The following is a 21,950-nucleotide window of genomic DNA, read 5'->3' on the forward strand; positions in this document are numbered from 1 at the left end:
CGGCCTCGAAGAATAGGTCGTATTAATTCTGCAGTTCTTTCTTTCTCCTCTTCGGTTTTGCAGTTGTTTAAAATTTCTTCCCGTTTTGTTCCTGAAATAATGAAAGCTTCATTGAACCCCGTCAGTACGCCTCGATAAATTTTTATATTCCAATTCTTTAGAGGTATTCCAACGGAGGCTATCTTTTTGTTAATGCTGACTTCTATAGAGGACAGAACCACCCAACGGTTAACTGTATTGAGATTGAGTGGAATTTTATTTTGCTGAAAAAAATCGCTCAGATCTTTGTAGCAAGACAAACTCTTGCCATTTAAGGTAACGCAGTTTGTGGAGTTCTCATATTTGGATTTGGTGAGTAACAATATATTTGTATCTACAGTTGCGCTTTCAAAAACTTGAATTCCACCAAAATCTAATAGAAGGGAAGGATTAGTTTCTTTTTTTTAAAAGTTCCGGAGCTTTTCTCCGTAAGCTGCTCGCATCCATTTGTTTGAAGTTATAAAACAAAGTGCTCCATCCTGGCAAAGGAGCTCTGTTCCTCTATTGTAAAAAAGACAGTAGATGTCTCCTGTTCTGGCGAAAGCATCAAATCCACAATCTTCATACTTAGTAGCTAGAGCTCCTTTGTTCGCTTGCAGTTGGATGTAAGGAGGGTTGCCTAGAACAATGTCAAAGCCGTCTTTTATTCCGAACATCCACTCAGGATCGAAGAAAGGAGCGCAAGTGTTTTGATCGAACATGTCCCAAGAGGCTAACTCTTCGGCTTCTATATTGTTGATGAAGTTATTTCTCAGCAGAGATTGAGCCAGCTCTTTCCGGAGCTCATTAACTTTTTGTTTGTACTTCTTTTTTGTCTTTAAAGTTTTTGCTCCAAATATTTTGTGCTTTGCTAACTTTAGTTGATCCTGTTTGTCTTGTATCTCGTTTAAGTCAAAGAGGTCAGACTCATGTCTGTCAAGCGATTTCAAACTATCCGCAGCAACAAATTTTGCTTCAAGATTTGGGAGAGGACGGATCCCAAAGTTTTTGCAAGGTTCAGAGTTAGTTTTTTGATCAACTACTAATGCTATAAAAAATCTTAATTTGGCTATTTGGATGGCGATAGGTTGAATGTCGACTCCAAATATACAATTTTCAATTAAATACAGCTTTCTTGCGTAATCTGGCATATTAAGACTTTCATTGAAAGACCTTTCAATATCAGCCAGGAGCTCTCTCCTCTCTTCTTCCCTATCAACTTCGTAAGCCTTTGAGGTCTCTTCGGTGGCCTTCTCAACTAAAAGTTTTTTCCAATATGAATTAGAACGATCTAGTTGCTGGAGGATGTGGACCATTTGTTGGAGCATCCCAACTGGAAATGCTCCAGACCCACACGCTGGATCTAAGACTTTGCAATTAAAGAGTGCTTTGACGATCGCTCTCTTTTGGGGTTCACTGAGATTAATTACAGAATCTTCAACTTGAATTAATTTCCTGAACTCAGACTCAAACTCCGCACCCACAGTCCTCTTAAGGTAAGAAATGAGACTTTCGTTGACCATAAATTGAACGATTTCTCGCGGGGTATAGAAAGATCCTGTCTGTTTTCGCGCTGAAACCTGTGTTTCTGGGTTATAAGCAGCAAGTAGATTTTCAAATACCTTGCCTAACAACTCCGGATCTAACGAAATGTCTTGGTCGAAGGGCGTGTTTTCTTCGACTGTAAAGTTGTATCGTTTGAGGATATCTATGAGACCCCGAGCAGAAACTTTCTTTTTCTTTGAATCTCCGTACCATTCTGAAAGATCAATATTTTTCCCAGCTTCTTCTCCAAAGAAGAGGAAGTCCGGCACAATGAGTTCAGAATGGACTTTTGGATCATCCGAGAACCCATCTAAATAAAGTTCAGATGATGAGTCATCTAGGCAATCAAATAATCCGCCGTTTAGAAATGGAACAGTAGAGTTAGAAAGGTGGAGAAAAGCAGCTGGATCCTTGAAAAGATCTTTATGTCTCATTATCTTAGAACTTTCGTTGTCCGGTTTGGGAGCACCTCCTTTAAGCGTACTTTCCCTGAATCTTCGTTCTGTTAGAGCGTTTTGCCCCTCCTGAGTAAGAGGGCAATTAAGCATTGCGAAAAATAAATTCTGAAGGACGGCTTTGTAATAAATACTGTCCCAGGATTTCCCGGCTAAATCTTGTAAGTTAGGTGAAAAGTTCTTTAGGATTTTTTCGGAGAGGAAGTCTTCATCAAAAAATTCACTAGGAACTAAATGTCTTTGTTTTAAAAACCAGACGAAGATTAATCGTGTAATTAATCTTATGGCTGCCTCATGGTTATATTTTTCTTGGTCTTGACTATCTTTTAGATTATTGGGGAATCTTAAAATTTTCACAGCCCACGCATACCAATCCGAGAGTTCGCTGTAAAACTCTTTGGTGAGGATTTCAACAGAAAACCTTTTTTTGAGATCTTCTGCTGAAGAAACTCGGCCGGCTTGATTAAGGTATTTGTTGGGAGTGTGGTACGCGATACCAGTTCCGAGTTTGTATGAGTATCGGCGTGGGTTAGAGTAAGAAGTTCGAAGAGAACCCTTCTCTGTACACTCTAAGCTCAATTCTATGAAAGAAAAACGATATACATCATTGGAATCTTCAGGAACGAAGATCACCAAGGCCCGTTCCTCCGCTTCCTCTGATAATATCCTGAAGGCATCTTTTGATAATCCGACTCGAGCATCGTGAACTGATCTATGTTTTATCTCATAGATTTTTAAATTTAAACTCTCAACACTTCCTAGATCAGTAACGGAAGAAGCAAAATGGGTCTGAAATGAGGGTGTGATCTTCTTATGAATCTTAAGAGAAGCATCTTCTGGGAGGAATTGCTGAAGAAAAGAGATGAATGTTTCTCGTTTATAAGGTTTATCAAATTCCATTTTATTTTTCTTGAATTAGTTGTTCACTTAAGATTAGCGTTTCTTCTCCGGCCTCGACAGAATCTCGAGCTTTCAGGATCCTTAGTAAGTAAGAAGGAGAGATGATTTGATTCAATTTCGAAAATTCTTTTGGAGATAGGTTTTTAATTATAACTATCTCTCTAGAGCTAAGACCTCCAGTTTTTAAAGCTTCTTGAAGATCGTCAAGATAGGATTTGTCTCCGGTATTTGTTCTCTGCAGCACTCTAATTTTTTTAAGTGTTTCTGCAATATTTGGATCGCTTCGTGTTTTTTCTTGGGAGGAGAAGAGTTCTTCTTTTCCTTTTTGGTAAAGGCCGTCAAATTTGTCGTCGACCTTATAGGAAGGTTCTAAATTTTGAAGATCCATAGAGCATGCAAAGAGGGTCAAAGCTTTTTCAGCATCTAAAGTTCGGACAGCGTCGCTGGTAGAAAATTTAAAGACAAAATCGGTGCCTTTCTTTCCAAAAATTAAAACTCCTGACTCCTTTTCCTTTACTTTTCTAGCAATTCTTGAACGAAGAGGAATTGATAAAGCACTCCGATAGATATCCGTTCCTCTGAACTTCTCTAAGATGGCTCGGTAGGGAGTGTCCCAAGAGAGAATCTCGTTTTTTGATAATTCTTTACGATACTTTTCTTTAAAGAAACTTCTAACTTCTTCCTCTTTAGTTAATGCCTTAGTATCTTCTCCCATGACTGCATGGATCATTGCCATTTTGAGGGTGGATATTTCTTTTGTTCTAGTCTCTGCTTCTCCCACTTCGGAGGGAAAATAATTCATAACATAGAGCTTAGAAAAAACTTTTTTGTTTATGCGGTTAATTCTTCCTATGCGCTGAATGACTCGAGTAGGGTTATAAGGAATATCATAGTTAATAATAGTTCCCGCACGATGAAGGTTATATCCTTCCGAAATGGCATCGGTTGCAATCAAGATATCAAAGTCATCTTTTTGCAAATCCTCTTTCAGCCCGGCATCAAAATTTACACGAATAAGCTCTTTTTTCCCTGAGAAAGCATCTTGAGACGTATAACTTAATACTTTCAGTTGGCCATGAGATTTTTTTAATTCAGATGCTAGGTAGTTCACAGTGTCGGCAAACGCAGAGAAAACTAAGATTTTTCGAGCAGGATCCTCCTCCCTTCGTTTGCTGAGGACACTTGCAAACTCCTTTAGTTTCGGGTCTACGATTTGAGTCTCCTCGAACCACTCTTTTCTTATTTGCTTTAATAGAGAAATGTCGCTTTCTACATGTTTGCAAAAATCCTTGTGTAAAAAATCGAGAGGAATGGTAAAGAGCCCTTTCTTTTTATAGCTTTCTACAGAGGGCACCTTTTCTTCAACCCCTTCCTCAGTTATATCAAAGAACTCCTCAGCATCAGGAAGTTCCCCTCGTTTATAGATAGGAATTAGTTTTACAGAATGGGCCCAACTTAGAATCTGTTCGGCTGAAGAAATCATTGACTCAAGGGATTTTTTAAAGGCGTATAAGGAACTTTCAAGACGCTGGACTAACATCCTTCTCATGAATTTTGCAACGTTTCTCTGTCCGCCTAGGAGTTGCTGGAAATCCATTCCTGTAGTTTCTTTTAAATGAAGTTCGAGTTCCTTTTGCTTTTCAGGAAGGATGTAAGTGGCCGGTTGATAACGTGCCGATTTGTAAACTTCCAGCTCTGGATTTTCTGAGGCAATTTTATTTAATGTTCTCAAGTAGAGGGCTTTGAAGTCAGAAGAGATAGGGTAATAGAGCTCAAGAGGATCCTCTGGAATTACTATGGAGTAGCCTTGTTCTTTCAAATCCTTCTTGTAAGCAGGAATTGCCTGCAAGTCAAGACGAGAGCGTCTTACTACTAACGGATTGATGATGGAACGGATTTGAGCTGCGATTTCCTCGGCTTCGAGTTGTATTTCTTGGTCAGTACTCTTTTTCTTTTTACTATTTTTTTCTAGCTCTTTATATCGTCTCACTAAACTTCGAAAGGTTTCTCCCAGATTTTCTACCGTTTTAAGGGTAGAGATGTTGGGTAGCTGGAACAGCTTGACCAAAGAATAGATGTCAGCAGGTCTGTTGTTAAAAGGGGTAGCTGTTAGCAAAATAACCTTATTGTTAGCACAGAGTTCATGCAATATCGAGTAGTCCTTTGTGGAATCATTTCTAAATCTGTGGGCTTCATCAATGATGATTAAGAACTGCTCATCTTTTGTGTGTTTCTCTATAAAGAAATTCAATGCCTCAGATAGCTTTCCGCAACTGAAGATCGTTGCATTAAAAGCGAAGTCTGTCTTGTAGGATTCCCATTGCTTCACCAAATGCGGGGGAGAAATAACAATAGTTTTCAGCTTGAGATTACTGGCAATGGTGGATGCAATGACAGACTTGCCTAAGCCGACTACGTCCGAAATTATCACTCCATTGTGATTTTTTAAGGATGTCATACCGAGCTGGACGGCATCTGTTTGATATTTAAGGTTTGAGTAGGTCCCATTAGTAAGATCGGCAGGGGTAAGAAGTATCTGGTCTTCTTTGGAGTCAAAATATTCATGAAGAACTCTCAAGAAGATTAAGTGCGGAGGAAAAAGTTTCTCATACCAGATTTTTTTTATGACCTTTTCTTCCCAGTCCGGTAGCAAATTAGAATTTATCACCTCGACAGAGGAAGCCCAAAGTGATTCAAATATTTGTTTCGCGTCTTGGTGATGATGTTTGTCTCGGAAACGAGCATTAATTTCAAGTCTTCCTTCTAAGCCAGTGTAGGAAAGGTTGCTCGACCCCATAATCACGTCGCCGGGGCATTCTCCATTCTCATTGTTGAGGGGGTTGTAGTTGAAAATATAAAGTTTAGAGTGACATGCCTCTTGAGTTTTTCTAACCTCTAAAGTGCCGTTTTTAATTTTTTCGCAAAAAGCTTTGAAAGGTTTTAATTTTTCTTCACAATCAAGAAAGTTCGACATGTTGAACATATTAACGAACTGCTCGTAAAACTCTTCACGTAACTGACCAAAGCTTTTTTTGTTTTCCGATAACGTATTGATTATTCTGACAGCCTTTGAAATGTCTTGATCTATGTCGAGGCCAACGAGAATTCTTATCTGGTGATCTTTTAGTTTTTCGGCTAATCGCTCATAACCAGAAAAGAAAAAGTATCCAACCAAAATATCCACAGAATCTGACTTGGGCAAGATACCGTCAATAATCTCCGTTAATAATTTTCCTTTGTTAGTAATGAAGGAGTCTTGGTCGAGTGTCATTCTGGTACCCCGAGGATATTGAAATGGAAACCCATTTTAGAGCATGGTTAAGATACCCTCAATTGAAGCATCCTAATCAACCCTTAGATTAATTTATTTTTTAGAAAGCGAGCCAAGGTATTTCTATCAACTTTGCATATAGCTGCTATCTTCCTCTGAGAGATTCCCTCTTTTAATAATTCTTCAACTAATTTTTTCTTTTTGCTTAGTTTGTACCTATCTGGAGAGTTTTTCCGACCTTTTGGTCTTCCTAGGATTACTCCTTCAGCTTTCTTTCTTGCTAGGGCTTCTTTGGTTCTTTGAGAAATTAAATTTCTTTCAATTTCAGCAGAAAGGCCAAAAGCAAAAGCCAACACTTTGGACTGAATATCATCACCAAGACGATAATTATCTTTTATCGTCCAAACCTTGGCTTCTTTGGATAAACAGATATTTAAAATCTCCATAATCATAAAAAGACTTCTACCAAGCCGAGATAATTCTGCACAAATGATTATGTCGTCTTTTCTTATTTTTTGAAGTAACTTACCAAGTTGTCTTTTGTTATAAGCTTTTGTTCCACTTATTGTCTCTTCTATCCAGCCATCCACTTTAATATTTTCATTCTGGCAAAACTTATTAATTTCAAAACGTTGATTTTCGACGGTCTGTTTGTCTGAACTGACTCTAATGTAGCCATAGATTTTGGAAGGCTCTGGCTGAGACTTTTCTACGGATTTAGTTGATTTAAGCTGATCTTTTGACATTTAGGCTCCCTAGGTGGAAAAAGAGATTATCAGTTCCCCTTAGTACAAAAAACACTAAAAGTAAAGACAGTCTGGAAACGTTTCATAAGATGGTAAGCACACTCTTAGTTTTTAAAGCCTTCAAAAAGCAGAATAGGGGCGGCGTAGTCAACCAAAATCAGTTTTTAAACCGAGAAAGGGTAAACCAATTTCAGGAAAGGACAGGGAGTGCCGGAGTTGGAGTGGAACGTCAGTTTAGATGGGATAGATTGTCGAAGTTGTGAAAAATTAACTGGAAAACAAAGCCGTCCGGTCGTGAAAAATTAGTGCTCGTCTTGGTAAGAGCGTTGGATTTTCAGTTTCGACACTTTTAAAGAATCTCATGAGAATTAGGAAAGAATGCAGCTCGACTTTTTTGGGGGAGAGCAATGACCTGGTTAAGAAGGTCGGACAGAAAGAATTTCCTTGAAAATACTTGTCCTTTTCCTCCTGCGTTCAAAATCTAAGTTTCTTTGCAAGGCTCTCGGTGGTATCGGCAGTTCTTATGCACCCCAAGCTAATGATGTCCAGATTAACTATCAAGCCATGGAGAGAATTTTCTGATTTGTGGAATGAGTTCTTCTTTAAAAATATCACGGGATAATTTGGCTAGATGTTGGGTCTGGGCAGTGTTTTCGTCGCTTCTTGCCACTAAGTAAATTACTCTCGAAAAAGCCGGGGGTGGGAGCGGTAGTACAGAAATTGAATCTGCTAATTCAGGATTTTGGATCAGAGAAAGGGTTCTAGCGATGGTCCAGCCCGCTCCTTTAGCAACTAAAGCTAGCATCGTGCTGCTTGAGTCAACCTCTATTTGGGAGGGTATTCCTTCATATAGCATGCTAAGATATGTATCATTAATTCGACCCGCTCCTCCTTCAAGGGAATACTTCAAATAGGGAAGACCGGACAATCTTATTTTGTCCCATGTCCACGATTGAGATCTGTTCTTCGTAAAAGAAGAAGGAACCAATAAGACGGAAGGCTCTTCAAAAATTTTATATCTTTGAAGGTTTTTAACTTCCGAAAGAGCACTGCTTATAAAAACAAAGTCAATTTGACGGCGTTCAAGTGCATAAACGAGCGATTGGGATACTCCCGTGGTGCAGTAGATTTTTGAGGCCTCATTTCGCATACTGCAAACAAGCTGAGGCAAAAGACTCTTGGATAAGCTTTCGATGGCGCCAATTCTAAAAATTGGATGAATGAAAGAATTCTCTTTAATTTCTTTTGTTGTGCTTTCAAGAGTTTGTTTTACCAATAGAGAGTGATGTTTTAAGATTTCACCCTCTCTTGTGAGCTTAATGGGCCTCTTGCTGCGGTCAAAAAGTTCTACGTTTAAAGAATCCTCAAGCTTACGAATCTTCTTTGTTACTGCCGATTGCGTCATAGAAAGTTGTTTGGCAGTTTCAGATAGACTTTTTCCCTCGCTGGCCGCAAGAAATACTTCAAGATTCTCATTGAGAAGGGACATGACTGCACCTAAATCTATTATTCCAAAACAGAATAATATAACGGCTTGGGGTGGAATGTAGTTTGATACCGAAATTTCTTATTTCTAATATAGGGGTGAATTTAGGAGGAAGCTTTGTGAGTATCAAACATATCATTGAAATATTGGATTTGCTAGACGATCCGAAGGTTTCCGGACCAGCTGTGGCCGAGTATTTAAAGTCCTATGGAGCTGATAATATTTGGGTCAACCACTTAACCGGCGAGAAAGGCAGCACTGATTTCCTAAAGGTATTAATTCCTGGTAGAAATGGAAAAACGGAAGGAAAGAATTGTCCTACTCTAGGAATTGTCGGAAGACTCGGCGGTCTTGGAGCTCGTCCTCAAAGATTGGGATTTACTAGCGATGGTGACGGTGCGCTCACAGTTTTAGCAGTAGCGGCTAAACTTTCTCAAATGCGTTCCAGAGGAGACGTTCTGGATGAGGACGTAATAATTACCACGCACATTTGTCCCAATGCGCCAACAAGGCAAAATGAGTCTGTCCTGTTCATGGATGCGCCTATCAGCAGTGAAGAGGCAAATGTTTATGAGGTTGACCCGGCAATGGACGCAATTTTTTGCGTCGATACGACCAAAGGCAACCGCATAGTCAATCAACGGGGTTTTGCAATCTCTCCGACAGTAAAGGAAGGTTATATTCTTCGGACTAGTGAACAGCTCTTATCTCTGATGGAGATTGCAACCGGGAGACTTCCATTTGTTTTGCCGTTAAGCCAGCAGGACATTACTCCTTACGGAAACGGTATATTCCATCTCAATTCAATCCTTCAGCCTAGCGTCGCAACTAAAGCTCCCTGTGTAGGAGTGGCCATCACAACGGCAACTAAAGTGGCCGGCTGTGCTACCGGAGCTTCTCATGTCGCAGATCTTGATGAGTGTGCTCGCTTCCTCATAGAGGCGGCTAAAGTGTTCGCTAATTCACCTGATCTTTTCTATAAAGCAGAGGAATACAACAAACTGCTCGCTCTTTACGGACCTTTGTCCAGATTCCAAACCTTTGGAGAACAATAATGACAGTACATCTTATTATTGCCGCCGTTATCGTAATACTGACGATAGTGGCCCTAATTAAACGTTACGAAACCCGAATGGTACTTATTGCTTCGGGCTTGGCGATGGGGTTGCTTTGCCTTTCTCCGCAGATTCCATTGGCCAATATGATGAAAAATATGACCAATGCATCTTTGATCTTGGCAATTTGTTCTTCATTGGGGTTTGCTGCTGTAATCGCTATAACTCGTTGCGATGTTCATTTTGTTGCATTGGCTGTTAAGCCGTTGGGAAAACTAGGCTTTTTCCTTCTTCCTTTCTGCATGCTGATGGCTTCTTGTGTTGCTGTAGCGATTCCGTCTGCTGCCGGTTGCGCCGCAGCTCTTGGCCCCACTATGATCCCGCTGATGGTTCGTGCAGGTTTTAAACCGGCTATTGCTGGTGCAGCTATCCTTGGCTCAATTATTCCTTCTGCACTCTCCCCGGGATCCAGTCATAACGTTTGGGTCGCAAAAATTTCCAATATGGAAGTGATGGATCTGATAGTACAGTTTGCTCCTGGAATCCTTACTCTTTGTGCATTAAACATCATCATGGTCACTCTGATGATCTTTGTCTTCAAAGATTACAAGAAACGCTCTGTGAATGATTCTGATGCCGTTTTTGAGGTCGCCAGCGACAGCAGAGGAGAGTTGCCGGAACATCCTAACTTCCTGTATGCACTTGGGCCTATCGTTCCTATCGTCCTCCTCATGCTCGGTGCTACTTGCGTTCCTTTCTTAAAAATGAGCGTGGCTGAGGCCATGATTTATGGGACCATTTATACCTTGGTGATTACACGTTCAGATCCTGCAAAGGTAACTAAAGAGTTCTTTGGCGGTATGGGTAAAGGCTATGCAAACATTATGGGTATCATTATTGCAGCCGGTTGCTTTGTGGGCGGATTAAAAGCGCTGGGAGCCATTGATGCCTTGATTGCAGCTTTGAAGAATTCGAAAGAAATTGCTTCCTACGCAGCAAATTTCGGACCGTTCATCATGGGAGTTCTCACTGGTTCTGGTGACGCTGCCGGTCATGCTTTCAACCAAGCGGTTACTCCCTATGCAGCTGAATTTGGTATGAGAGTACCAAATCTCGGTGTGGTAGCTGCTCTTTCCGGAGCTTTAGGCCGCATGTGTTCTCCTATTGCCGGTGCAACACTTGTCATCGCCGGCATGATTAAGGCATCTCCTTTGGAAGTTTCTAAGAGAATGGCTATTCCAATGATCGTGAACGTCATCCTATTAGGATTTATCTTCGAGTTGTAGGAGGAGAATAGGATATGAAAGATACGGATCTCAAAGCGCAAATGGTTCAGGATCGTCGATTCCTGCACGCGCATCCGGAAGAAGGCTGGTGTGAGTTTGAAACTACTTACTATATTATCGAACGCCTTCAAAAACTCGGCCTGAAGGTACTTTCTGGATTGGAAATTATTGAGCCTCAGGCAGTAATGGGCCGAAATGAAGGTATTGTAAAAGCAGCCGAAGAGCGGGCAATCTCTCACGGTGTTCCTGTTGATTTTTTAAAGAAATTAAACGGCTACACGGGGGCAGTTGCGGTTTTAGAAACTGGTAAGCCGGGACCGGTAACCGCGATTCGCGTTGATATCGATTGCTTACCGATCGAAGAAACCACGGAACCTAATCATGAAGCCAATCTTGGAAATTATCATTCAGAGTATTCCGGATTTTCACATGCATGCGGCCATGACGGACATACCGCAGTTGGGTTAGGAGTTGCTGCATGGCTGGCTGCTCACAAAGATGAACTGAACGGGACAATAAAAATTCTATTCCAACCCGCGGAGGAAGGTGTCCGAGGGGCAGCGGCAATGGCGGCTAAAGGAATAGTTGACGATGTGGACTGGTTTGTTGGAGCACATATAGGATGCTCTGCGCATTTAGGAGAAGTAGGAGTCTCTCACCAAGGTTATCTGGCTACCACAAAATTCGACTTAGAGTACGACGGGATTCAAGCTGCAGCCGGATCGCCTGAGAAAGGCCGAAGCGCTCTGATGTGTGCAGCTGCTACCTGTATGACTCTTGGTTCTTTGCCAGGCCACAGCCAGGGCATCTCTAGAGTTCAGATCGGCAAACTTATTTCCGGAACCGGCCGCAATATTATTGCGCCTCATGCCTACCTCCAACTTGAAGTCCGTGGCGAAACAACGGAAATCAACGATTACATGGCAAAAAACGTTGAAATGGCGGTTAAGGGATTGGCAGATGCTTATGGCGTTAAATATAAGCTCACTAGAATGGGTGAAGCAGTAACGTACAAAGGAGATGAAGAAGCCATAAATCTCGTAAAAGCTGCTGCTAGCGAGACTGAGGGCGTAACGAAGGTGTATGACACCAATTCAAAGGTAGGCAGCGAAGACTGTACTGTTCTGATTCGCAGAGTTCAGCAGCATGGTGGGAAGGCGGCCTTCTTCTACTACGGTTGCAACCATCCCGGACACCACAGAGCTGATTTTTGTATCCAAGATGAACAATCTTTACCTGTTGGTTTAGGCGTGTACGTAAATTTCATTAAGCGTGTCAACGGAGTTTAGCTTTTTAAAAATTAGATATTTTTCTCGGAGAGGAATCTATTGAACTTCAGAATGCCTCTCCTGAGAAAAACTTATAGAGCTCGGTTTACCGGGCTTTTTCTTTATTGACTTTAGGCATTTACGTCTTGGATCTTCTCTTTCGTGTATGCGCCATATTTTGACGCTTAATTGGTTAAATTATCTTCATTGAAGAAGTTCCCAAGAAAAGGAGGCGCTCATGACACAAAACAATTTTTCTAACTCTGAGACCCCTGCTGGGATAACTCCTTTAATTGAAAATTCCGAGGGGAATTCCACCCAAAGCTTGGAGGGAACCATACGAAATTCCTCTGTAGCTCGCTCTGTGGGATGGGTGGGTGGAATTTACTCATCGGAAGATCCAGCTCCTCTGTACCTCCTGCCTCCAGCGTCTTTGCTTGATTCTCCTCCTTGTGATGAAGTGGATATCGATATTTCAGAATACGCAAAAGAGGCTCAACGATTGGAAGCGTGGTTAAAGCGTAAAACTATTAATGTGAAAGTGTCTTTATTAGGAACTTTCACGTCCACAGTCCTCTACGAGATAGGACTTCCTGATGGACTCGATTCATGGCATGTTCGAAGATTCAAAAGAGAGATAATGTCAAGCTTTCAATATTCTCCGTACCGCTTCATTAAGGAACTTGAAACCGAAGAATGCATGATTTTAGAGGTGCCGAAAAAACTTTCTCTTGCTCAACCGGTCTATCTAAAGTCCTTGATTGATAGTAAGGGATTTGCCAAGTGTAGTTCCACGGGTTTGGCGGCTGCATTTGGAAAAAATGCAAACGGTGAGACGGCAGTATTTGATTTGAGCCTCTCTCCTCATGTTTTGGTTCACGGTCCGGTAGCCTCCGGAAAGTCAGTTGCCATTCGTGCGATGCTGCTTTCAATGTTGTGTACCAATACACCTGAGCACCTCAGATTAATCATTGTTGATACCAAAATTGTTGAATATGCCGATTTCGAAGGCATTCCTCATCTTTGCCAACCGGTATGCGCCGGCGTAGATAGTGCTATGCGTTCTCTGGCTTGGCTGGCTTCTGAAATAGAGAGAAGGGGAAATTCGGAAAATGCTTTAGATATGCATACACTGAGAATTCTGCATAAACGAATGTTCAGGCGTTATCGGCGTGGAAAACCAATCAAGCTCCCGCCAGGTACACACGAGATTCTTCCGGATATAGTTGTAGTCATTGATGAATTTTCCGATTTGCTTCATTTTTACGGAAAAGAAGCTGAGGAATTGCTCGTAAAAATTATGATAAGAGGTAGTTGGGTGGGAGTTCAAGTTATTTTGACCACGTCGATTATCAATCGGAAAGAGATTCCTTTTTCTATAAGATCCTGCTGTTACTCGATTATTTGCTTTCAGGGACCTGGTTCTTCCACCGCTAAAGAAATATTGGGAAGAAATAGTACTGAGAAATTATCCAGGCCTGGCGATATGCTTTGCTGTATTCTTGGTTTGCCGCTTCTCCGTGTTCAAGGTGCACGTGTGTCAATGAATGAGGTTATTCGAGTGACTGATTTTTGGAAATCGCATTGCTGAGATTCGTCTCTCTCGTATCCTCTCTTGGAATTGGCAGCGGCTAAAACCAAGAAAGAGACTATTTCCAGGACTTCTTCGCTAAAAGTCTCTACCTGTCCATTTTTGATGTCAAAATCACAGACAAACTTTTGCACTGTGAAAATCGATCATGGCTAGAACCGAATACGGCACGACTTGGTGGGGGAAATAATGGCTCTCTGCTTTAAGCAACATTGACTACGAGAACAGAATTCCCAGAGGTAAAAGCTACGCTAATACCGGCAAAGTCCTCTCCTTCAAAATAGATCCCGCCAGAAGAGTCATCAAGGCACGCGTAAAAGGCCATTATGATCCGTATTATCGCGTTCGCATCAAATTGCCGTCCTTTTCAGAAAATCAAGTTAAAAAACTGATTAAACAAATCGCTAACTCTCCTCTTGTGTTGGTCAAACTGGCTTTCAGACAACTGGATCCGGAAGTTTTGAACTTCTGTGAAAAGCTGGGTATTCACTTGTTTCCGACGAGCTGGCATGACTTAGAAATGGAGTGCAGCTGCCCGGACTATGCGGTGCCGTGTAAACATATAGCAGCCGTCATGTATGTTCTGAGTAAGGAAATCGATAGCAATCCTTTCATTCTTTTTACACTCCGCGGAATCGATCTGATTAAAGAATTGGAAAAAGAAGGGGTCCACATAAAGCGCGCTAAAAAAGCTGAACTTCCGAGCTGGCAAAACCTTTTGACCCGGCAAAATCCAATTGAACAAGCTCAAAAAACAGACGCCTTCGATGTCTCTACGCCGGAAGGCAGAGCAAGTTGGCTTGAGAATCTAAACAAGCTTACATTTGCCAAGTTTAATTTTGATCCGGAATCCATCCTCAAAGTACTCCCGGAAAAACCTGCAGGATACATTCATGGTGATTTAAGAGCCCTGACAGGAAGAGTCATGCGTGCAGCCGGCAAAATAGCCGATCAGCAGATTCGGAATATTTCAGAGCGCACGGCTCCCACCTTTTCCGGTGAGCACGAAATGATTTGCGTCAATACGTGGGGTCAAACGCGCGTGAGCGAAGCACTGTCTTGGCAAGAATATGACCTTGGGAAAAAAGGTCTTGTTCAAAGATATGTGGGAGCCAAACGCGAAGACGGCACTCAGGTGTATTACCACGAAATGTTTTCCGGTTTTCTAAACCATAAGCGGCTTTCTTCTACACCGGAGACCATAGAGGCACTTTACGACGCATGGATGATTGCCTCTAAGCTGGTGGCTGCGGGCGCCATTGTTCCTACGATCTATCAGCCGGTTCCGGAATGTTTTGCAGTGAAATGGGTCCCGGCCGTATCCGAACAAATGATCGGCGAGCTAGTGGGTCGCCTTGGCTTCTTGCTCAAAGGTTTAGATCCGAAAGAGTTCGAAATCCTCAAAGCACCTGAGGCAGTTGACAACCAAGTCCTTGGTGAAATTGTTCTTGGAGGCTTCATTCAAAGCTATATTGAAAAGGCCTTTTCCACTTTAAGCGGCACCGGTAAAGACATTTACGAACAAGCGGCGTTGTTCGGCGGCGAATTTATTGATGTGGAAGACGATCCGGAGGCGTCAGCTTCTCGACTTCGGCTTACGGACTGGTTAAGTTCTTTGACCATCGCTCGCGAAGAACTTCGGCCCGTACTCACCATTAAAGATCTAATCGCAGACGAAAATAAAGCGGAAACAACGAAAGAAGCTTTCGAAAGATCGATTTCGATTGAGTTAGGTTTCAATCTAGAGCAATCGAAAGGACGGCAGAAAAGCCTTGATTACTTCACTTTCAAGGACTTCATGACGAAAGAAGAACTTGGACAATATAAGTTTGACGCTATGAAGATTTCTTCTAAGTTGTCCGATCACTGTCCCGAACTTTATGCTTTGTTGAGAGATACAAGCGCACAGACTCAACTGACGATGGAAGAGCTGACGCCGCTTGTTTTTGACTCGTTGCCTGCGCTTTCTCTTCTCGGCGTTTCTTTGGTGCTTCCGAAGTCACTTCAGACACTTCTGAAACCTGCCGTTAAACTTGAACTTGAGCTTCCTGAAGAGTGGGAAGAAAGTACTGGATTGCTGGGATTGGCTTCTTTGTTGGATTTCGATTGGAAGATGGCCGTCGGAAATCGGAAAATTTCTCAACAAGAAGAATCCGAACTTTTTAAGCAGGCAGGTAAGATCGTTCGATTTCATGACGAATTCTTATTTGTGGATCCGGTGCAAATTGCACAAATCAAGAAGAAGCTTGCCGGGAAGAATGCCGATCTCAATACCATGGGCTTAATTCGTGCAGTCCTTTCAGGACACACGGAAGATTCTGATGTTGTGCTGGGAGAATCTGTCAAAAAAGCCTTGGCTAAACTGTTCAAAGATTCGGAAGCTCCTCTCTCAACCACGATAAACGCTAAGCTGCGCGACTATCAGGAAAGAGGCTATCGTTGGATGCTCCGAAATATGAAGATCGGCGTCGGCTCTATTCTTGCTGATGATATGGGCTTAGGAAAGACGCTGCAGGTGTTGTCGGTTTTGGAAAGCATGCGCTCAAGAGATGAGTTCAAAAATAGGCCTGCACTTGTAGTAGTTCCCACCACGCTGCTGACAAACTGGATCAGAGAAGCCCAAAAGTTCACTCCTCAACTAAAGATTCTTCCTTTTTATGGTCCCCAACGGGTTTTTCAGGAAGATGCCGATGTGATTTTGACCACATATGGAACGCTCAGAAGAGCACCGGAGATTAAGAAAAAAGAATTTAAGCTTTTAGTGTTAGATGAGGCGCAAGCCATAAAGAATCACAAAACTTCGACTTGGAAGACGGTGCGCGGTTTGAAGGCGGATCACTGTATTGCGATGAGCGGTACGCCGGTTGAAAATCGTCTTCTTGAGTATTGGGCCATCATGGAAGCCGCCAACCCGGGTTTACTTGGCGTTGAGCGCAAATTCAAGAAAGAATATGCCGATCCTATTGAAGTGAGCCATAACCAGGCCGTAGCAGATCAGTTTAAGAGGCTTACCGAGCCGTTCATCTTGCGGCGCCTGAAGTCAGATAAAAGTATCATCAAAGATCTTCCCGACAAAATCGTCAAAGAAGATTATTGCGTACTCACACCTGAACAGGCTGCTCTTTATCAAGAAACCGTAGATAAAAATCTGGCATTAATTAACGAAGGCATGGACCGGTTTGAACGCTCTGCTCTCGTGATTCAGATGATTATGCAACTCAAGCAAATTTGCAATGCACCGATCCAATTTGAAAAGTCTTCTCCTTTCAAAGGTCCGGAGTATTCTGGGAAAATGGAGAGATTATTCGCGATACTGGACGATTTGTTTGAGGCAGATAAAAAGGTTCTCATCTTCACTCAGTTCCGGCAAATGGGACATCTGCTCGAGCAATGGCTGAAAGATCGTTACGGAGAGGAACCTCAATTTATTCATGGCGGATTAAGCGTGAAGCAGCGCCAAGAATTGGTAGATTCTTTCCAAAACGATCGCAGCCGCCGCATGATGATCTTGTCATTGAAGGCAGCTGGCACCGGTCTCAATCTCACAGCGGCTTCTGCTGTAATTTATTTTGATCTATGGTGGAACCCGGCTGTTGAAAATCAAGCGACAGACCGAGCTTATCGCATTGGACAAAAGAAGAACGTAACCGTTTACCGCTTCATTACCGCGAACTCTTTTGAGGAAAAAATTAATGCTTTGATTGAAAGTAAAAAGGCGCTTGCGGAAATGACGGTCGCCACAGGCGAGCATTGGATTACGGAGCTGGATAATAAACAGCTTGAAGAAATCTTCACGCTTAGCGAGAACCTTAGCGCACAGTAACTTTCCAAGACTCCTTCCTTCTGTTGGTTTCTCCAAGAACGGAGATTGGTTCAAGAAATACAAATCATTAATGGTTCGAACTGGAGAAAAAGACGGAAGGGCAAGGTCAGTTTAAAGAAATACTGGGCGGTAGAGCCACGAAAAGACAGTGGACTCGTACGATGTGCCGTCAGTTCTTTCTAGCATGGCGCTTTCCCGTTTATCACGAGGATGTGGGTCAATGAATGAAGTGTTGGGAGCGCTCGACTTCTGGAAGCCACGAGAGAAAGTATTTGTTTCGAAGGTTTTGATCTATTAATTGCTTTTGAAAAGGCAAAAGTTACTAAGTCTGGCGTTTACCTCCACGGATGAAAATGAAACGCCGGGAGCAATTTTTTCTTTTTCGTAGAAAACGGCGTAGGCTTCCATGACGCCGTTTCCCGCAAATCTATGAGCAAGAGAAAAGAGGCTTAAAGTCATTCGTTTGAATTTAAAGCCTTCCATTTCACAAATGTTCTCTTTTCTTTTGAAAAGATTAGGGCTACTTTTAAAACTTCTTTTGAGGAGCTATCTTGCCCGTATTTTCTCAACTGTATTAAGGCTTCTTCCAATCGTTTGGTTTCGGATCAATCGTCTTCGGCCAACTTAAACTCTAAAATCCACTGACGATTTCCGGTTTTTACCTCTAAATCACTCCTGCCATGAGAACTGTGATGCTCCACATGAGGATTCAGACCGGCACCTGAGAAATACACTTGCACAAATCCTCGCAGACTCGCTTCATCTTTGACCGGATAATTCTGATAATCGATTGATGCAAATAGCCTATTGAGGATATGAAAAAGAGATTCGGGAGATTCATGTGTAAGTACTTCAACAATTTCACCGGCACCGACTTGTCCCGCTAATCGACCTTTAAGGAGAGACTCCAAATACAGATTTGCCATCGCAGTGCGAACTTCTGCATTTGGATATCCCAAGTGAGCAACACCATACTTAACGTCTTTGATGGTTAAGTATCCTGTCTGAGTTAATAATGCTAAATCAGAAATCGCTCCCATGTCTGACGATCCCGCGAGTTCAGACAATGAAAGAGTTTTGTCTTTTCCATATTCTTCCGGCCTCCGCAGTGAATGAGATTTGAAATACCTTAACAATACTGCAGGCTTTCCGCCGCTCTCAAACCAATAATTCAGGAACCCTAAGGACGGATATTGAAAAAAAGACATTATTGACCATGGAGCAAAAACCTGAATCTGAGCAGTTCTCTCAAAACAAAAACCGTCATAGTTTTTTATCAGCTGATTGAAAAGAGAGGCTTCACTAAAGCCAAGCTCCAAAGCCGCATTCCGTATATATTCTCCAAAGTATGTTTTTATTTCGGAATGGGTATAACCGAGCAGGCCTCCAAAATATGGATTGAGCGTAATGTCTTCCAGATCATTTAATTGAGAGAAGATATTGAGGTTACTGAATTTCGTTATGCCGGTGATGAATACAAAACGGAATACACGATCGTTAGTTTTCAAGTATGAGTAAAAATTAGCCAGAACATCTCTTATTTCACAGAAGAGTTCCGGACGATCTAAAACGGCTGTGAGAGGAGAGTCGTATTCATCGATCAGGAGGACAACAGAAAGGTCTTTTTGTTTCCTCAGCCAAAGATCGAAATCTTCAGGTTCTGCTCCCGAATAACCGGATTCAGTTTCCTCAAGGCATCGCGCAATCGCTTTGCCCAACATGAAGGAAAATTCTTTTTTGGAAGTTGCGCCGTTTAGCCCTGAAAAGTCCAAGTGAATAACTTTGTAGGACGAGATGTCCTCATTCCATAAGTCAGCAATTTTTAGTTCATTAAAATCTCGAAGCCCATATTTGAATAAAGACTCGAACGTTGAGACCAACAAAGATTTTCCGAATCGACGAGGTCGAGTAAGAAACAGCTTTTTCCTACCTGAGGCTAAGCGGTAGATTAAATCTGTTTTATCAACATAGATTCGGTTCAAGCGTCTGAGGAGGCTAAACGATGAAACGCCGAGGGGCAGAGCATCGAGCATTTTTTGATCCATCATAACCTTTCCTTTTGTGTAGTCTCATTGACACTTTATTCTTATTTTCTTCCTTCTGAAAGCAATAGGAAGAAAACCTCTTCAGAGTCCAAGTTTTTACAGAAAGGTTATCAACAAATAAGACCGCAGTAAATAGGCCTGACATCTGGTCAGGCCAGCACAAACTTTTGAAATTCTAGAGCTCAACAATCTGTTCGGAAGAAAATAGTTCTTCAATTTCCTCTCTTTTGCGGATGACCTAGCCGCCAGCAGCGATTTCTCTTTCGATCGTAACTATAGTGACGAAAATATAGACATTTTGGATAACTATACCAACGAAAATATAGAGGTTTTTAGATATTATGTTGACGAATTTATAGATTGAGCTGGAGTTGGGATCTTCAGAGTCTGTTTTCATCGAGGTGTTTTTGCATTTCGTCTTTAGATGTGGTAGTCGAAAGCTAAAGCGTAAATCACCCAATTTCCACATCTGTTCTTTTACTTTCAAAGAGTTTTTAACGAATTGCATTTCGTTTTTGAATCTAAGAATCTTGATATATCAAGAAATATTAACAATGAGCGATTTGTCAACCTTTTTCCAGGCGTTCGCCTAGAGCTTCTTAAAGCCTACAGCTCGAAAATGTGCTCAGAGGAAAATAGCTTTTCGATTCTCTCTTTTTCGCGGATGACGTAGCAGCCAGCTCGGTCCACTAAGATTTCAGGCAGTTTCAAACAACTGTTTACGGCTACATTACCGCGAACTCTTTTGCGGGAAAAATTAATGCATTGATTGAAAGAAAAACTACCCAAGCTGACGGTCGTTACGGTCGATCATTAAATTACGGAGCCGGATAATAAACGACTTGAGAAAATCTTAAGCAAGCGAAAATCTAAGCTCGCAGTAACGTCTTTTTCTGCGTCACATTCAGACGCCTAATCTTTTACATTGTCTCTTCATCAAAGAAGTTTTCAAAAAAGGGGCATCTATGACACCAAACAATTCTTCTAACTCTGAAATTCCTCTCAGAAGTGCTCTTTTAACTGGGAAACCCGAGGAGGTGTCCTGTCAAAGTGTAGAGAAACTCACAGAAAACTCCTCAATAGCAAGGCTTGTGGGAAGAAGAGAACAAAGCTTTTCATTGGAAGAGAAACATTCTCAATACCTCCTCCCAGAAACCTCTTTGCTAGATTCACCTCCTTTTGAAGAAGAGAAGATAGATACTTCAGAGTATGTGAAGGAGGCTCAGCGGTTAGAAGAATTTTTGAGAAGTAAAACTTTAAGAGCTCAAGTGTCTTTCTTTGGATGTGGACCGTCTACGATTTCCTACGAAATAAGGTTGCCTGCCGGACTTGAATCGGCGACCATTCGCGTATTAAAAAGAGCGGTGATGGCGTGTTTCAGAAATTCTACATACAGATTCATCAAAGAAGCCGATGCTGAGGAGAGCATGATTCTAGAAATTCCCAAAGATAAGCCTTCTTCACAGCTCGTCTACCTCCAATCGCTCATTGAAAGTAAAGCGTTTACAAAACAAAGTTCCTCCGGTTTGGCGGTTGTGCTTGGCAAAGATACCAGAGGTGAGCCTGTGGTGTTTGATTTGAGCGAGTCTTCTCATGTTTTAATTCATGGCCGAGCAGGATGGGAAAGCACAGTTGCGATTCACGCAATGTTGCTTTCGATGTTGTTTAGGCATACACCGGAAAATCTCAGACTAATCATCATCGATACCAGGATCGTTGAATATGTGTATTTCAAAGGCATTCCTCATCTTTGCCAGCCTTTGTCTGACGGATTAGAAGAAGCTATGCGCTCTCTGTCATGGGCTGTCTCTGAAATAGAGAGAAGAGAAAACCTGATGCATAGATTAGGTGTAGATAGCCTCACCTCTCTGAATGAACAGCTGATTAGATCATGTTCGAGAGAGGCCTCCATAGATAATCGGCTAAATAAACCTCAGCCTTTGCCAAATATCGTCATTGTTATTGATGATTTTGGAGATTTGGTTCTTCTCTACGATAAAAAAGTTAAGGACTTACTTTCAAAAATTATGAAGGTAGGCGCGGCAGTGGGCGTGCATGTAATTTTGGCTACGCAGCGTATGAATGAGGATGTGATTCCTTTTTCGATCAAATCGTACTGCCGAACAATTCTATGTTTTCAGACATGTGGGCCTGCAGAATCCAAAGAGATATTGGGAGAAGTGGGTGCTGAAAAATTATCCAGGCCTAACGATATGCTGTACTCTATCTGTGGCCTGCCTCTTCTCCGTGTTCAAGGTGCAAATGTGTCAATGAAAGAAGTTATGCGAGTAACAGATTTTTGGAAATCTCAAGGAAACCAGTCATTCGTTGAAGATTGACATCCTCCTCTTCGTGAACGAAGAGGATTCCCTACCACCACTACAACAGCCGTAGCCTATTGTTGTAGAAGGTCTCGTTGGGTTCCTGCTGACAACGGCCTTACTGCACCGTTCATTTCACA

Annotated in this window: 12 protein-coding genes; 6 read left to right on the top strand and 6 right to left on the bottom strand. The window is 42.0% G+C overall.

Features of this window, described 5'->3' with window-relative positions; translation table 11 throughout:
- The 5 genes from ACYQ4O_RS11910 to ACYQ4O_RS11930 all read right to left on the bottom strand — a co-directional run.
- The coding region (locus tag ACYQ4O_RS11910; RefSeq protein ID WP_460175749.1) for a hypothetical protein at positions 1 to 299 on the bottom strand (299 nt) is incomplete at its 3' end.
- Positions 300 to 443: 144 nt separating this feature from the next.
- The gene (locus ACYQ4O_RS11915; RefSeq protein WP_460175750.1) at positions 444 to 2,918 is read right to left on the bottom strand and encodes an Eco57I restriction-modification methylase domain-containing protein; all 2,475 of its coding nucleotides are present in this window, start codon (positions 2,916 to 2,918) and stop codon (positions 444 to 446) included.
- 1 nt (position 2,919) lies between these two features.
- Positions 2,920 to 6,189 carry a helicase-related protein gene (locus tag ACYQ4O_RS11920; RefSeq protein ID WP_460175751.1) on the bottom strand — a complete coding sequence of 1,090 codons (3,270 nt, stop codon included), beginning with the start codon at positions 6,187 to 6,189 and terminating at the stop codon, positions 2,920 to 2,922.
- Between the two features lie 83 nt (positions 6,190 to 6,272).
- Positions 6,273 to 6,935, bottom strand: a complete 663-nt coding sequence (locus tag ACYQ4O_RS11925; RefSeq protein ID WP_460175752.1) for a master DNA invertase Mpi family serine-type recombinase — start codon at positions 6,933 to 6,935, stop codon at positions 6,273 to 6,275.
- A gap of 550 nt (positions 6,936 to 7,485) precedes the next feature.
- A complete protein-coding gene (locus tag ACYQ4O_RS11930; RefSeq protein ID WP_460175753.1) occupies positions 7,486 to 8,424 on the bottom strand; it encodes a LysR family transcriptional regulator in 939 nt (312 codons plus the stop codon).
- Positions 8,425 to 8,540: 116 nt separating this feature from the next.
- Between ACYQ4O_RS11930 and ACYQ4O_RS11935 the strand changes: the two genes are divergently transcribed.
- From ACYQ4O_RS11935 to ACYQ4O_RS11955, 5 genes are all read left to right on the top strand, one after another.
- The gene (locus ACYQ4O_RS11935) at positions 8,541 to 9,476 is read left to right on the top strand and encodes a DUF1177 domain-containing protein (RefSeq protein ID WP_460175754.1); all 936 of its coding nucleotides are present in this window, start codon (positions 8,541 to 8,543) and stop codon (positions 9,474 to 9,476) included.
- On the top strand, positions 9,476 to 10,762 hold the full coding sequence (gene dcuC, locus ACYQ4O_RS11940) for a C4-dicarboxylate transporter DcuC (RefSeq protein WP_308514720.1): 1,287 nt from the start codon (positions 9,476 to 9,478) through the stop codon (positions 10,760 to 10,762). The genes ACYQ4O_RS11935 and dcuC overlap by 1 nt, the downstream gene beginning before the upstream one ends.
- A 14-nt stretch (positions 10,763 to 10,776) precedes the next feature.
- A complete protein-coding gene (locus tag ACYQ4O_RS11945; RefSeq protein WP_460175755.1) occupies positions 10,777 to 12,051 on the top strand; it encodes an amidohydrolase in 1,275 nt (424 codons plus the stop codon).
- A 217-nt stretch (positions 12,052 to 12,268) separates the two neighbouring features.
- Positions 12,269 to 13,621, top strand: coding sequence for an FtsK/SpoIIIE domain-containing protein (locus ACYQ4O_RS11950; RefSeq protein ID WP_460175756.1), 1,353 nt, complete (start codon positions 12,269 to 12,271; stop codon positions 13,619 to 13,621).
- A gap of 355 nt (positions 13,622 to 13,976) precedes the next feature.
- Complete coding sequence (locus ACYQ4O_RS11955; protein ID WP_460175757.1) at positions 13,977 to 17,444, top strand: SNF2-related protein; 3,468 nt, start codon at positions 13,977 to 13,979, stop codon at positions 17,442 to 17,444.
- Between the two features lie 605 nt (positions 17,445 to 18,049).
- Here the strand turns inward: ACYQ4O_RS11955 and ACYQ4O_RS11960 are convergent.
- On the bottom strand, positions 18,050 to 19,492 hold the full coding sequence (locus ACYQ4O_RS11960) for an AAA family ATPase (RefSeq protein ID WP_460175758.1): 1,443 nt from the start codon (positions 19,490 to 19,492) through the stop codon (positions 18,050 to 18,052).
- Positions 19,493 to 20,454: 962 nt separating this feature from the next.
- Between ACYQ4O_RS11960 and ACYQ4O_RS11965 the strand changes: the two genes are divergently transcribed.
- Positions 20,455 to 21,828 (top strand): DNA translocase FtsK, encoded by a 1,374-nt coding sequence (locus ACYQ4O_RS11965; protein ID WP_460175759.1) that lies wholly within the window; start codon positions 20,455 to 20,457, stop codon positions 21,826 to 21,828.
- Positions 21,829 to 21,950 lie beyond the last annotated feature (122 nt).

It is taken from the genome of Turicimonas sp. TL08, from assembly GCF_054660695.1.